Genomic DNA, 13,547 nt, shown 5'->3' on the forward strand with positions numbered 1-13,547 from the left:
CCAGCCGCGCAGCCGCGACGAGCGGCGCGCGCCCGCGACCGGAGCTTGCGTGGCTGAGGACAGCGACCTCGAGAAAACCGAATCCGCCACTCCCAAGCGCCTCGAAAAGGCGCGGGAGGAGGGGCAGGTTCCGCGTTCCCGGGAACTGGCGACGTTCGCGCTGCTCTCGGCGGGCTTCTATGGCACGTGGCTGCTCTCCGGCACGATCGGCGAGCATCTGCAGGCGATGATGCGCGGCGCGTTCACGTTCAATCACGCGGGCGCGTTCGAAACACGCCGCATGCTCATTGGCGCGGGCGTCGCCGCGCGCGAGGGGCTCATGGCGCTCATGCCGGTGCTCGCGCTCACGGGGCTCGCCGCGCTGCTCGCGCCCTTGGCGCTCGGCGGCTGGCTCATTTCGACGAAGTCGCTGCAGCCGAACTTCGGACGCCTCAATCCGATCTCGGGGCTTGGGCGGATCTTCTCCGTGAACGGGCCAATCCAGCTCGGCATGTCGCTCGTCAAGACGCTCGCGGTGGGCGTGATCGGCGGCTGGGCGGTATGGAGCCGGCGCGACGAGATTCTCGGGCTCGGCATGCAGCCCGCGGCGCGCGCGTTTGCCGACTCGATGCATCTCATCGGCGTGTGCTGCGGCATGACGGTCGCCGGCATGTTCGTGGTCGCCGCGCTCGACGTGCCGTACCAGCTCTGGTCGTACTACCGCAAGCTGCGCATGACCAAGGAAGAGGTCAAGCGCGAGCACCGCGAAAACGAAGGCGATCCGCACGTGAAGGGGCGCATTCGCCAGCAGCAGCGCGCCGCCGCGCGCCGCCGCATGATGACCCAGGTGCCCAAGGCCGACGTGGTCGTGACCAACCCGACGCACTTCGCCGTCGCGCTCAAGTACGCCGACGGCGAGATGCGCGCGCCGAAGGTCGTCGCCAAGGGGGTGAACCTCGTGGCCGCACGCATCCGCGAGATTGCGGCCGAGAACAATGTGCCGCTGCTCGAAGCGCCGCCGCTCGCCCGTGCGCTCTATTACAACGTCGACCTCAACCGCGAGATTCCGGGTCCGCTTTACGGCGCCGTTGCGCAGGTGCTCGCGTGGGTCTATCAGCTCAAGCGCTTCCGCGAACATGGCGGCGACGTGCCGATGGAGCCGACCGACCTCGACGTGCCGCCCGAAATGGACAAGGGCGCGGTGAGCGACGAAGACGAAGCCGGCGAAGCCGACGAAGCCCTCACACCCGAGGAGCGCGCGGCCGCCGAGGCCGCCAGTCGCGCGCACGCGGCACATTCCACGAACGCAAACAACGCATCGAACGCCGCTGGCCGCGCCGACAAGAACCCGGCGCGCGACGGCACTGAAGGAGCAACAGAATGAACGCCCGCACCGGTTTCCTCGCGCGGCGCCCGGAGATGCTGCAAGGCACGAATCTGCGCGCGCTGGCGGGACCGATCCTGATCTGCATGATCCTCGGCATGATGATCCTGCCGTTGCCGCCGTTCCTGCTGGATCTGCTGTTCACGTTCAACATCGCGCTTTCGGTGATGGTGCTGCTCGTCAGCATGTACACCATGAAGCCGCTCGACTTCGCGGCGTTCCCGAGCGTGCTGCTGTTCTCCACGCTCCTGCGCCTCTCGCTGAACGTGGCCTCCACGCGCGTCGTGCTGCTCGAAGGCCACACCGGCCCGGGCGCCGCCGGCCAGGTGATCGAGTCGTTCGGCCACTTCCTCGTGGGCGGCAACTTCGCCGTCGGTATCGTGGTGTTCGTGATCCTCATGGTCATCAACTTCATGGTGATCACGAAGGGCGCGGGCCGGATCGCCGAAGTGTCCGCGCGCTTCACGCTCGACGCGATGCCCGGCAAGCAGATGGCGATCGACGCCGACCTGAACGCGGGCCTCATCAACGAAGAGGCGGCGAGAAAGCGCCGCACGGAGATTGCCCAGGAAGCCGAGTTCTACGGCTCGATGGACGGTGCGAGCAAGTTCGTGCGCGGCGACGCCATCGCCGGTCTGCTGATCATGGTGATCAACATCGTGGGCGGCCTGATCGTGGGCGTCGTGCAGCACGGCATGCCGCTCGCCTCGGCGGGCGAGACCTACACGCTGCTCACCATCGGTGACGGCCTCGTCGCGCAGATTCCGTCGCTCGTCATTTCCACGGCGGCCGGCGTGATCGTCTCGCGCGTGGCGACCAACGAGGACATCGGCACGCAGCTCACCGGCCAGCTCTTCACGAACCCGCGCGTCCTGATGATCACGGGCACGATCATCGTCATGATGGGCCTGATTCCGGGCATGCCGCACTTCGCGTTTCTGCTGCTCGGCGGCGGCGCGATCCAGCTTGGCCGCACGTTGAAGAAGAACGCCGAGGCGAAGAAGGCGAGCGCCGTGATCGCCGACGCCGTGCCCGCCGCGCTTGCGCCCGTCGAAAACGCCGAGGCGACCTGGGACGACGTGGCGCTCATCGACACGCTCGGCCTCGAAGTGGGCTACCGCATCATCCCGCTCGTCGACAAGAACACCGACGGCGAGCTGCTCAAGCGCATCAAGAGCATCCGCAAGAAGTTCGCGCAGGAAATCGGCTTTCTGCCGCCCGTCATCCATATTCGCGACAACCTGGAACTGCGCCCGAACGCCTACCGGATTGCGTTGAAGGGCGTGGAAGTGGGCACGGGCGAGGCCTACCCGGGCCAGTGGCTCGCGATCAACCCGGGCCAGGTGAGCGCGGTGCTGCCCGGCACGCCGACCACGGACCCGGCGTTCGGCCTGCCCGCGGTGTGGATCGATTCGAACGTGCGCGAGCAGGCGCAGGTGTTCGGCTACACCGTGGTCGATTCGAGCACGGTGGTGGCGACGCACCTGAATCACCTCGTCGTCACGCACGCGGCGGAACTGCTCGGGCGCCGCGAAGTGCAGGCGCTGCTCGAGCGCGTGCAGAAGGACACGCCTTCGCTCGTGGACGACCTCGTGCCGAAGGTGCTGCCCGTCACGACGCTGCAGAAGGTGCTGCAGAACCTGCTGGAAGAAGGCGTGCCGATCCGCGACATGCGCACGATCATGGAAGCGCTCGCGGAGCACACGCCGCGCATCACCGATGCACACGATCTGACGGCGGCGGTGCGCATCGCGCTTGGCCGCGCGATCACGCAGCAATGGTTTCCCGGCAACGCCGACATGCAGGTGATGGGCCTCGACGCGAACCTCGAGCGCGTGCTTTCGCAGACGCTCACCTCGGGCCCGAACCCAGGCCTCGAACCGGGGCTCGCGCATACGCTGCTCACGCAGACCGAGCAGGCGATGGGGCGTCAGCAGGCGCTGGGCCTCGCGCCCGTGATGCTCGTGCAGCACGCGCTGCGGCCCATGCTCTCGCGCTTCCTGCGCCGCAGCCTGCCGCAGCTCAAGGTCCTGTCGTATGCCGAGGTGCCGGATACGCGCAACGTGAAGGTGGTGAACGTGATCGGGGCGCATTGATCGCGCCGCGCGCGTTGCCGCACCGCACAGAAAAAGAGCCCGCTTTTTGCGGGCCGCGCGCCACTTCTCCCTCCCGCGCCCCCCCGCCACCGATTCCGCGAATTGCCCGCATTTTTCCGCCCTGATCCATCGATCATGGAGCGCCCACCTTCGAAATAATTCCAACATCGGAAAAGGCCTTGCACACGACGCCAGGCCGGTAGCCATCCAGCGCCATTCCCGCAACAGACGACCGGCGGCGGCATAAGCCGCTCACCTCATCAGGGGCTTAGCTTGAACATTCGCAAATTCATCGGTGGCACCAGCCGCGACGCGTTACGGCTCGTACGCGAAGCGTTGGGTGCGGACGCCGTCGTTCTGTCGAACCGTACGCTCGACGACGGCAGCGTCGAAATCGTCGCGCTCGCGGACCGCGATCTCGCGGCGATCGCGCCGGCCGATGCTGCCGCCGCGCAAGGCCCCGGTGGCCTCGCGGCTCAGGGTGGTCAAGGCGCCGCGTTCGCGCAGCCTTCCGCCGCCATGACGCCAATGTCGCGTACGCCGCGCGCGGCGCTCGCTGCTCCGATCGGCGCAGCGAACCCGTACGCGAGCGGCATGCCGGACGTGTTCTCGTCGGTGTTCGGCGCGAGCCCGGAAGTGGGCGCCGAAAACGGCGGCGCGGACGCCGAAGCCGATGCGGATGGCGATCACGCCGCCGACAGCGCCGTCTCGCTCGGCAAGGAAGCGGCGGCCGCGTCAGCCGCCATCGCGCCGCTTTCGCCTTCTTCGCGCGCCGCCGCGGGTCAGCAGGCCGCGCAATCGCGACAATCGCAACAAGCCGTCCCGCATGCGCACTCGCCGCTGCAAATGGCGCTGCAGGCCGCGACCGGGCCGCTCGCCTCGCCGGCCTTTGCGCCATCGTTTGCGTCGACGGCGCCGGCCGCGAACCCAGACGCCCAGGCTGCAGCGCGCGAAGCCGCGGCGCGGCTCGAGCAGGCCGCTGCCGCCGCCCCGGCGAGCGACGCGCCGCGCACGATGGCCGAGTCGAATCCCTGGCTGATCGACCACGCCCGCCGCATCGTGAGCCAGCAGAACGCGCCGCGCGTGCCGGGCATGACGCCCGCCGCCGCCGCAGCGCGCGGTCTTGGCAGCGTCGCCGACCCGGTGTTGCCGCCCGATGTCGACGCCAGCACGCCCGACTGGGCGCTCGAGGCCGCTCATGTCGCCGCGCGCCGCGCCGCGCAGCGCCTCGGCCACGGTCCGGAAGCCGCGGGCCCCGCGCCCGGCAACCGCAATGCGCAAGGCGCCGAGGGCGCTGGCGCCGCGCAAACCGTGAGCGAAGCGATCCGGGCGCGCATCGAGCAGGTCGTCAACGAAACCGTGATGAACGAGCTCGCCTCCATGCGCGGCATGATGGAAGAGCAGTTCGCGGGCCTGCTGTGGGGCGAGCGCCAGCGCCGCAGCCCGGTGCAGGGCGCGCTCACCAAGCAGTTGTTCGCCGCGGGCTTCTCCGCGCAGCTCGTGAAGATGATGATCGACCGCCTGCCCGAAGTGCAGACCGAAGAGGCCGGCATGGAGTGGCTCCAGTCGGTGCTCGAATCGAACCTGCCCGTGCTCGAAGACGAAGAAGCGCTCATGGAGCGCGGCGGCGTGTTCGCGCTGATGGGCCCGACGGGCGTGGGCAAGACCACGACCACGGCGAAGCTCGCCGCGCGCTGCGTGATGCGCTTCGGCGCGAGCAAGGTCGCGCTGCTCACCACCGATAGCTACCGTATCGGCGGCCACGAGCAACTGCGCATCTTCGGCAAGATCCTCGGCGTTTCGGTGCACGCGGTGCGCGACGGCGCGGACCTCCAGCTCGCGCTCACCGAACTCAAGAACAAGCACATCGTGCTGATCGACACGATCGGCATGAGTCAGCGCGACCGCGCCGTGGCCGACCAGATCGCCATGCTGTGCGGCGCGGGCCGCCCGGTGCAGCGCCTCTTGCTGCTCTCGGCGACCAACCACGGCGACACGCTCAACGAAGTCGTGCAGGCCTACCAGAGCGGCCCGGACAACGCGCCGCTCTCGGGCTGCATCCTCACCAAGCTCGACGAGGCGACCAACCTCGGCAGCGCGCTCGACACGGTGCTGCGCTACAAGCTGCCGGTGTATTACGTCTCGACGGGCCAGAAGGTCCCCGAGAACCTTTACGTGGCGACGCGACGCTTCCTGATCCGCAGCGCTTTTTGCATACCGCGCGAGAGTTCGCCGTTCGTGCCGCACGAAGACGATATCCCGGCGCTGCTGTCGGCACTCTCGACGCGTTCGAATTCGCAGGCTCCCGAGGTCAGGTTTGGATAAGTTCGTCATCGATCAGGCCGAAGGGCTGCGGCGGCTTCTCGCACGCGAAGGCTCGCGCGTGGTCGCGGTGACGGGCGGCGCAGGTTCGCCCGGGCGCACGACCGCCGTGGTCAATCTCGCGGCGGCGCTCACCGCGCAGGGCAAGGACGTGCTCGTGATCGACGAGTGTCTGGGACCCCGCTCGGTCTGTTCGCAGGTAGGCGGTGTGCGCGGCGCAGGCAGCTTCGCCGCCGTCATGCGCGGCGAGCGCACGCTCGAGGAAGCCGTCGGCCGCCATGCGCTCGGCTTCGGCGTGCTGGCCGCCTCGCGCGACAACCGCGCGCAGTACACGGCCGCGCAGCTGCGGAAGGTCATTTCGGGTCCCGCGGACATCGTATTGATCGATGCGCAGCTCGACGCCGAAGGCGCGCTTTCGCCGCTCGCCATGCACGCGCACGACGTGCTGATCGTGATGCGCATCGGCGCGCAGTCGATCACGGATGCCTACGCGTGCATGAAACGGCTGCACTTCGCGCATGCGATCGCGCAGTTTCGCGTACTGGCGAATCATGTGGCGAACGCGAGCGACGCGCAGACCGCGATCGAGAACCTCGCCGGGGTGGCGAGCCGCTACCTGAGCGTGTCGCTCGAAAGCGCGGGAAGCGTCGCCGCCGATCAGCACATGGCGCAGGCGCTCAGGCTCGCACGCTGCATCGTCGATGCATTTCCGTCGACGGCCGCCGCGCGCGATTTCCGCCACGTGGCCGCCGAATTGCCGCACTGGCCGATGCGGCCCGCGGTCTCGGCGTGCTCGCCGGCCACGGCGCGCGCGGCCGCAGCGTTCGGCGCGACGGACGAAGAACATGAAGCGGCGGGCCACGCACCCGCCGACGAGCCGGACGGCGCGCTGCAAGCCGGCGTCCAGCCACACGCTGCCCATGCAGCAAACGCCGCACACAGCACGCTCGCCGCGAACGCCGATTCGTTCGTGGCGGCCGTGACGGGTGTGCATCCCGCACCCAACGCAACATCCGCGGCCGCGCCGGCCCATGTGGGCTGGCGCACCGATACGCCCGCGCAGCGGACGTCGCCGCAGCACGTCTGACGTGCGCACGACGACGCCAATCAGGGACATGAGAAGTGGAGAGCACGATGTATAACGCTCAAGGAAAAATTTCGCAGGCCGACGTGCTCGCGAAGTACGCGCCGCTCGTGAGGCGGCTCGGCTTGCAGCTCGTCGCCAAGATGCCGGCGAGCGTGGACCTCGACGACCTGATCCAGGCCGGCATGATCGGCCTGCTCGACGCGGCCAACCGCTACAAGGAAGATCAGGGCGCGCAGTTCGAGACCTACGCGAGCCAGCGCATTCGCGGCGCGATGCTCGACGAGCTGCGCAGCAACGACTGGCTGCCGCGTAGCCTGCGCCGCACCTCGCGCGAAGTGGAAAGCGCGGTGCACAAGGTGGAGCAGCGGCTCGGGCGCTCGGCCAGCGAAACGGAGATCGCCGAGCATCTGAGCATGCCGCTCGACGAATATCAGAGCATGCTGCAGGACCTGCACGGCAGCCAGCTCATCTACTACGAAGACTTCGACCGCTCCGCCGAGGACGAACCGTTCCTCGACCGTTACTGCGTCGATCACTCGGACCCGCTTTCGGCGCTGCTCGACGACAGCCTGCGCGGCGCGCTCGTCGAGGCGATCGAGCGGCTGCCCGAGCGCGAGAAGCTGCTGATGTCGCTCTATTACGAGCGCGGCATGAATCTGCGCGAAATCGGCGCGGTGATGGAGGTGAGCGAGTCGCGCGTATGCCAGCTGCACAGCCAGGCGGTGGCGCGCTTGCGCACGCGGCTGCGCGAGATGTCGTGGGCCGGCCAGGAGAGTTGACGCGATCGGCGGTGCGCGCGGTTGTCAGCGCGGACCGGGTGCGGTGAAAGAGCCGGGGTGCGAGAGCGCTCCGGCTTTTTTTTGGGGTGGACTGGGCTCGTACAAAGACAAAAGCCGAAGCGTCGCCGCTCCGGCTTTTGTCTTTGGCGTGACGCCGTCCGTACGCGCTTACAGCCCGAACGCCGGCAGCCGGCCATCGGGACCGTACAGCATCGCGCCGTTGCCCGTTTCGCCGCGCAGGATCGAGAGCGCGCGGCGGTTATGCTCCATGCGCGTGCGGATCATCATGCCGATCGTCAGATTTTTGCGACGCGCGCGCTCGGTCGATCCCTTGAGCAGCGCCCACTGGCTTGCAAGACGCGTGTCGCCGTCGCACGCCATTTCGATGCCTTTGCGGCCGCCCGGCAGGCCGAGGCTGGCCAGTTGCGCGTCGCGCGCCTTTTCAAGGCCCGCGAGACGCTGCGTGAGCGTCGTCTTCTGCTCGACGATCTGCGGCAGCGCCTCCATGCCGTCGGCCGACACGAGCGCCTTCTCTTCATAGGCGAGCAGCGACGCGAACGCCTCAACCGTGGCGTGTTCGTCGATCAGTGTGGCCAACAAGGCATCTTTCATTGCTAGGCACCAAAAAAAAGAGAGGTTTGCGCGGCGCTCGTGCGTCGAACGTCAGTTGCCCGACGTCGGCTTCATGAGGTCGCGGGCGGTCTGGATCACGCCGTCGGCAATCTTGCCGGAGTCGATCTGCAACGTGCCGTTGCGGATCGCGTCCTTGATCGACTGCACGTGAGCCGTGTCGATGTCGGCGGAGCCGCTCGCCGCGAGCGAGCGCAGCGTCGACGAGAGCGACGAGAGGCTTACGTTCGCGCCGCCTTGAGCAGCGCCGGTCGCGCCGGAGGCGGCCGCGGTGTCGGTGCCGGCGGCGCTTAGGCCGGTCGAATCGGCTTGCGTGCGCGCGAGGCCGTCCTGCAGCGTGCGCGGACCATTGCGGGTGGAGGAGTCAACTTTCACGATGGGCTTTCCTGATCGATTTGACCTTGATAACGGCACAGGCCGGGCCGAACTTTAGCCGAAAAGTCCATCGTTACATGCTGTTACGTGTGCTGGCGCGCAAAGGCGGAAGCGCCGGATCGGGCCGCAGGACGGGGTCGATGCGCCCTGATCCGGCCCTTTCCGGCCCTAGATTTGCACCTGCACGGTACCTGCGTCCTTGACCACGCCCGAGATGATCTGGCCGCCGCTCGTGCGCACGCGCACCTGCTGGCCGGGCTCGGCGTTGTTGAGCGCGCTGCCCTCGGCCGAGATCGTGAAGTTGCTGCCCACGGCGATCACCTTGACCGTCTGTCCGATGACCACCGAAGCGGCGCTGCGCAGCATGTCGGTGCGCAGCGGCAGTCCCGCGGCGATGCGCGCGAGCGCGACGGCGCCCGTCGCCTGCCTGGGATCGGTGACGATGGTCTGCGGCAGGTTCGCGAGATCGCCCGCGCGCGGCATGAAGTCGGCGGCCGAAAGCGCTTCGCCCGCGCCGATCTGGCGCGAGGCGACGTAGTAGGTCACGTCCACGGCAATGCGCGCGCTCACATAGAGCGTCCACGGCTTCGCGCCGATGCAGCGCACGCCCACGGTCGTGTGGCCATAGGTGCGCGCGCCGGGCGGCATGAACGGCTCGAGCGAAGTGCAGGCCGCGAGGCCGCGCGGAAACACCGGCGCAACCGTGATGCTCACGCGGCCCGGCAAGCCCGCCGACTGCTGCTGCAGGAAGGCGAGCGCGGCGGCGCGGATGGATTCGCCGTCCTGCTGGCCCGGCGGCGTGGCCTGCACGTTCGTGGCGACGCCGCTGGTATTGGGGTTAGGCGGCGCGCTGGTGCTTGCGCCGGCAACCGGTTTCGCGCCCGCGAGCGCCGTCGCGCCAGCGTCCACGACCACCGGCGCGACGCGGTTCGCTGCGCTCGACAGGTTCACGCGCTCGAGCGTGCCCGCGTTGTTTGCGTTGGCCGCCGGCACGCGCACGGGCTGGGCGCTCGCGCCCGGCGCGGGAACCGTGACGATGCGCGGTGCGTCGCCTTGGGGCGCGCGCTCGCCGGGACCCGGAATCGTGATCATGCCGTTCGAATCGACGCCCGCGCGCGCATCCTCGGGCACGCCGCGCGAATTCAGATCGGCGTAGCTGGCCGCGCGCAGCGGTGCGGCATCACTGGCGGGTGCAATGCTCGCCACGGCCGCGGCGGGCTTCTTCGCGTTGCTCGCGAGCAGCGCGTTCATCTGCGCGGCGTCGGAGCCCGAGCGGTCGCCGGGGCCCGCGATAAAGATCTGGCCGCCAGCACCCTCGGGTTGCGGCGCGGTTTGCGCATGAGCGAGCGTTCCACCAAGGGCGCACGCAAGCGCGCACGCCCAGGACGCGCCCCACGACAGCGCGCGCGCACGCCGCACCAGGCCGGCGTACGGCCTGCGGGAAGTGGCAGTCTGCGGCATTGTCGTTCTCCATCGAATGCATTGACACGCCTCGCATTCTAGGCGGCGGCCCTCGCGCGCTTGCGTCGAATAGAGGGGCGCTTTACCGGCTATTCGTCCGATTGGTTCTTGCCACCCCCGCCTAATATTCCACTCCATGCGCAAAGGCCTTCGGGCTGCGCGCCTAACGTTTGCGCCGCGCCTGCACCGGTTTTCCCGCCGCTGGCGGGCCCGCCGCGCTCACGCCGAATCCTTTTCGTTTCACGGAGAACGCCCGATGCTGGACAAACTCGATGCCGAATTCGCCTTTGGGCGCGAAGCGCTCGATGTGCGCGCCACGCGGCAGGCATTGATCTCTTCGAACATCGCGAACGCCGACACGCCGGGCTACCAGGCGCGCGACGTGGACTTCGCGGCTTCGCTGGCTGGCGCGCTGCGCCAGCAGGGCGCGGGCGGCACGGTGGGCATGGCGGCCACGTCGGGCGGCAACGCCCAGCCGCTCGCCATGGCGCAGCCCGCGGGCGTGACGAGCGGCATGCAGATGGCGGCCACGGAGTCGGGCCACATGGCCGGCGACGCGAAGCTGATCCCGACGGGCGGCCCGGCCGATACCTACAAGAGCCAGCTCATGTACCGCACGCCGGTGCAGCCCGCGCTCGACGGCAACACGGTCGATCTCGACACGGAGCGCGTGCAGTTCGCCGACAACGCGCTGCACTTCGAGTCGGGCATGACAGTGGTCTCGCAGCAGATCAAGACGATGCTCTCCGCGATCACCTCGGGTTCGAGCTGATCGCCGCAGGCGGCGCAGCCGGAAAACGCAGTAACGAAGCCATGAACGACCAACGCGCGCGCGACGCGCACCTGATGTGAGGTCAACGAAACCATGCCATCCCTGATGAACATCTTCAGCGTTGCGGGCTCCGCCATGACGGCGGAATCGCAGCGTCTGAACGTGACGGCGTCCAATCTCGCCAACGCCGACAGCACGACCGGCCCCGACGGCCAGCCGTACAAGGCGAAGCAGGTCGTGTTCGCGGTCAACCCGCTCGGCGGCGCGCGCACGGCCTCGGGCCAGCAGGTGGGCGGCGTCAGGGTGACCGGCGTGGTGGACGACCCCACGCCCATGAAACAGACCTACGACCCCGACAATCCTTCAGCCAACGCGGATGGCTACGTGACGATGCCCAACGTGGATCCGGTGCAGGAGATGGTGAACATGATCTCGGCGTCGCGCTCGTATCAGGCCAACGTCGAAACGCTGAACACGGCCAAGCAGTTGATGCTCAAGACATTGACGATCGGAACCTGAAGCTGAAGCACGGCACGCCGCAGCAAGAAGACAGACTGCAGTCATACAGAGACCAGCCGGCGCGAAACGAAACCGCGCCCGCCACCACCACACGCCAAGCACGAAGCGCAATCGAGGGAGAACGCGTTGAGTTCCAGCAACACAACCATTGGCGGCAGCACCGCCACTGTGTCGCAGCAACTGCTCGACACCATGAACGGCACGAGCTCGAGTTCGTCGTCGTCATCGAGCGGCACGAGCGCGAGCGACCTGCAGTCCACGTTCCTGCAGTTGCTCGTCGCGCAGCTGCAGAACCAGGACCCGACCAATCCGATGGACAGCTCGCAGATGACCTCGCAGCTCGCCCAGATCAACACGGTGTCGGGCATCCAGCAGCTCAACACGTCGCTGACGTCGCTCTCCACGCAGCTTTCGGCGGGCCAGAACGCGCAGGCCGCGCTGCTCATCGGTTCGACCGTGCTCGCCCCGGGCAGCAGCGCCGCCGTCTCGAGCGGCAGCGCGCCGCAGCTCGGCGTGACGCTGCCTTCGGCGGTTTCGGACGTGAAGCTCACGATCACCAACTCGGCAGGCCAGGTCGTCAACACGCTCGACCTCGGCGCGCAGTCGGCCGGCACCGTGCCGGTCACCTGGAACGGCAAGGACAGCGCGGGCAACACGGTCGCCGACGGCACCTACACGATCGCCGCCAGCGCGACGACCAACGGCCAGTCCGCCACGGCAACCCCGCTCGTCGCGAGCCAGGTGCAGGGCGTGGTCCAGCAGCCGGACGGCAACCCGAGCCTCTCGCTCGCCAACGGCAAGACCGTCCCGCTTTCGAGCGTGGGCGCCATTCTCTGAACACGATAGACAACGCGAAAAGCGCGGAGTAGAAAAACATGGGCTACCAGCAAGGATTGAGCGGCCTCGCCGCGTCGTCGAACGACCTCGACGTGATCGGCAACAACATCGCCAACGCGAACACCGTGGGCTTCAAGCAGAGCACGGCGCAGTTCGCCGACGTCTACGCGAACACCATCGCGACGTCGGTGGGCAACCAGATCGGCCTCGGTGCCTCGCTGCAGACCGTGCAGCAGGACTTCGCGCAAGGCACGATCAACACGACGGGCCAGGCGCTGAACGTCGCCATCAACGGCAACGGCTTCTTCCAGATGTCGAACAACGGCACGGTCACGTACTCGCGTAACGGCGTGTTCCAGCTCAACAAGAACGGCTTTATCACCGACGCGTCGGGCAACGACCTGATGGGCTATGCCGCGAGTTCGACCGGCGTGATCAACACCGCGCAGACCGTGCCGCTCCAGGTGCCGACCACCAACATCGCGCCGGTCGCCACGAAGAACATTACCGCGCAGCTGAACCTGAACGCGCAGGCGACGAAGCCCACCACGACGCCCTTCAGCGAAACCGACTCGACGAGCTACACGTATTCGACGTCGGTCACGGCCTACGACACGCTCGGCGGCGCCCAGACGGTCAACATGTACTTCGCCAAAGACGCGACGAGCGGCCAGTGGGACGTGTATGCGGGTCAGCCCGGCTCGGTCGTGAAGCTCGGCACGGCGCAGTTCAGCTCGTCCGGCGCGCTCCAGGGCATTACCCCCGATGCGGCCAACGGCGTGACGAGCAACGGCACCACGTCGCTCACCTTCAACATTGCGCCGACGGACGGCTCCACGACGCCTCAGTCGCTGACGCTCGACCTCGCGGGCACGACGCAGTACGGCTCGGCCAACGGCGTGAACAACCTCGCTCAGGACGGCTACGCGAGCGGCACGCTCTCGAACTTCTCGATCGGTGCGGACGGCACCATCACCGGCAATTACTCGAACGGCCAGACCATGGCGCTCGGCCAGATCGTGCTCGCCAACTTCAACAACCCGAACGGCCTCCTGAACCTGGGCGGCAACCAGTTCCAGCAAACGGCGGCTTCGGGCGTCGCGCAGGTCTCCACGCCGGGCAGCACGAACCACGGCACGCTCACGGGCGGCGCGCTCGAAGCGTCGAACGTCGACCTGACGAACCAGCTCGTCGACCTGATCACGGCCCAGCGCAACTATCAGGCGAACGCGCAGACCATCAAGACGCAGCAGACCGTCGACCAGACGCTGCTGCAGATGTAACGCGTCTAACCACGTACCGGGCA

At 68.0% G+C, this 13,547-nt stretch carries 11 protein-coding genes and 1 pseudogene; 9 read left to right on the forward strand and 3 right to left on the reverse strand.

Annotated features, from left to right (window positions below; translation table 11 throughout):
- The first annotated feature begins 49 nt into the window (after positions 1 to 49).
- From flhB to C7411_RS28675, 5 genes and pseudogenes are all read left to right on the forward strand, one after another.
- Positions 50 to 1,363, forward strand: a complete 1,314-nt coding sequence (gene flhB / locus C7411_RS28655) for a flagellar biosynthesis protein FlhB (protein WP_110387256.1) — start codon at positions 50 to 52, stop codon at positions 1,361 to 1,363.
- Complete coding sequence (flhA, locus tag C7411_RS28660; protein WP_110387257.1) at positions 1,360 to 3,459, forward strand: flagellar biosynthesis protein FlhA; 2,100 nt, start codon at positions 1,360 to 1,362, stop codon at positions 3,457 to 3,459. Before flhB ends, flhA begins: the two co-directional genes overlap by 4 nt.
- 273 nt (positions 3,460 to 3,732) lie before the next feature.
- Positions 3,733 to 5,784, forward strand: coding sequence for a flagellar biosynthesis GTPase FlhF (gene flhF, locus C7411_RS28665; RefSeq protein WP_110387258.1), 2,052 nt, complete (start codon positions 3,733 to 3,735; stop codon positions 5,782 to 5,784).
- Positions 5,777 to 6,628 (forward strand): annotated as a pseudogene (locus C7411_RS28670) (MinD/ParA family ATP-binding protein); the annotation flags it as partial. The gene flhF and the pseudogene C7411_RS28670, both read left to right, overlap by 8 nt.
- A gap of 287 nt (positions 6,629 to 6,915) precedes the next feature.
- On the forward strand, positions 6,916 to 7,647 hold the full coding sequence (locus C7411_RS28675; RefSeq protein ID WP_110387259.1) for an RNA polymerase sigma factor FliA: 732 nt from the start codon (positions 6,916 to 6,918) through the stop codon (positions 7,645 to 7,647).
- 168 nt (positions 7,648 to 7,815) lie between these two features.
- On the opposite strand, the gene C7411_RS28680 is transcribed toward C7411_RS28675, so the two are convergent.
- The 3 genes from C7411_RS28680 to flgA all read right to left on the reverse strand — a co-directional run bounded on the left by C7411_RS28680 (position 7,816) and on the right by flgA (position 10,113).
- Positions 7,816 to 8,259 (reverse strand): flagella synthesis protein FlgN, encoded by a 444-nt coding sequence (locus tag C7411_RS28680; RefSeq protein WP_110387260.1) that lies wholly within the window; start codon positions 8,257 to 8,259, stop codon positions 7,816 to 7,818.
- Between the two features lie 51 nt (positions 8,260 to 8,310).
- Entirely contained in the window at positions 8,311 to 8,652 is a 342-nt protein-coding gene (gene flgM, locus C7411_RS28685; protein ID WP_110387261.1) for a flagellar biosynthesis anti-sigma factor FlgM, read from the reverse strand.
- Positions 8,653 to 8,820: 168 nt separating this feature from the next.
- Complete coding sequence (gene flgA / locus C7411_RS28690; protein ID WP_110387262.1) at positions 8,821 to 10,113, reverse strand: flagellar basal body P-ring formation chaperone FlgA; 1,293 nt, start codon at positions 10,111 to 10,113, stop codon at positions 8,821 to 8,823.
- A gap of 256 nt (positions 10,114 to 10,369) precedes the next feature.
- Between flgA and C7411_RS28695 the strand changes: the two genes are divergently transcribed.
- The 4 genes from C7411_RS28695 (at position 10,370) to flgE (ending at position 13,524) form a co-directional block, all read left to right on the forward strand.
- Positions 10,370 to 10,885, forward strand: a complete 516-nt coding sequence (locus tag C7411_RS28695) for a flagellar basal body protein (RefSeq protein WP_110387263.1) — start codon at positions 10,370 to 10,372, stop codon at positions 10,883 to 10,885.
- 93 nt (positions 10,886 to 10,978) lie between these two features.
- On the forward strand, positions 10,979 to 11,404 hold the full coding sequence (flgC, locus tag C7411_RS28700; RefSeq protein ID WP_042269015.1) for a flagellar basal body rod protein FlgC: 426 nt from the start codon (positions 10,979 to 10,981) through the stop codon (positions 11,402 to 11,404).
- 192 nt (positions 11,405 to 11,596) lie between these two features.
- Positions 11,597 to 12,241: a flagellar hook assembly protein FlgD gene (locus C7411_RS28705; RefSeq protein WP_110387340.1), complete on the forward strand. Its 645-nt coding sequence runs from the start codon at positions 11,597 to 11,599 to the stop codon at positions 12,239 to 12,241.
- Positions 12,242 to 12,279: 38 nt separating this feature from the next.
- Positions 12,280 to 13,524, forward strand: coding sequence for a flagellar hook protein FlgE (gene flgE, locus C7411_RS28710; RefSeq protein WP_110387264.1), 1,245 nt, complete (start codon positions 12,280 to 12,282; stop codon positions 13,522 to 13,524).
- Positions 13,525 to 13,547: the final 23 nt, after the last annotated feature.

The organism is Paraburkholderia silvatlantica (assembly GCF_003096715.1).
Lineage (GTDB): Bacteria > Pseudomonadota > Gammaproteobacteria > Burkholderiales > Burkholderiaceae > Paraburkholderia > Paraburkholderia silvatlantica.

Bases quoted from the DNA above. Each gene is read 5' to 3' on its own strand.
- C7411_RS28675 (WP_110387259.1), top strand. From the start codon at position 6,916: ATGTATAACGCTCAAGGAAAAATTTCGCAGGCCGACGTGCTCGCGAAG.
- flgC (WP_042269015.1), top strand. From the start codon at position 10,979: ATGCCATCCCTGATGAACATCTTCAGCGTTGCGGGCTCCGCCATGACG.
- C7411_RS28705 (WP_110387340.1), top strand. From the start codon at position 11,597: ATGAACGGCACGAGCTCGAGTTCGTCGTCGTCATCGAGCGGCACGAGC.
- flhA (WP_110387257.1), top strand. From the start codon at position 1,360: ATGAACGCCCGCACCGGTTTCCTCGCGCGGCGCCCGGAGATGCTGCAA.
- C7411_RS28680 (WP_110387260.1), bottom strand. From the start codon at position 8,259: ATGAAAGATGCCTTGTTGGCCACACTGATCGACGAACACGCCACGGTT.
- flgE (WP_110387264.1), top strand. From the start codon at position 12,280: ATGGGCTACCAGCAAGGATTGAGCGGCCTCGCCGCGTCGTCGAACGAC.
- flgA (WP_110387262.1), bottom strand. From the start codon at position 10,113: ATGCCGCAGACTGCCACTTCCCGCAGGCCGTACGCCGGCCTGGTGCGG.
- C7411_RS28695 (WP_110387263.1), top strand. From the start codon at position 10,370: ATGCTGGACAAACTCGATGCCGAATTCGCCTTTGGGCGCGAAGCGCTC.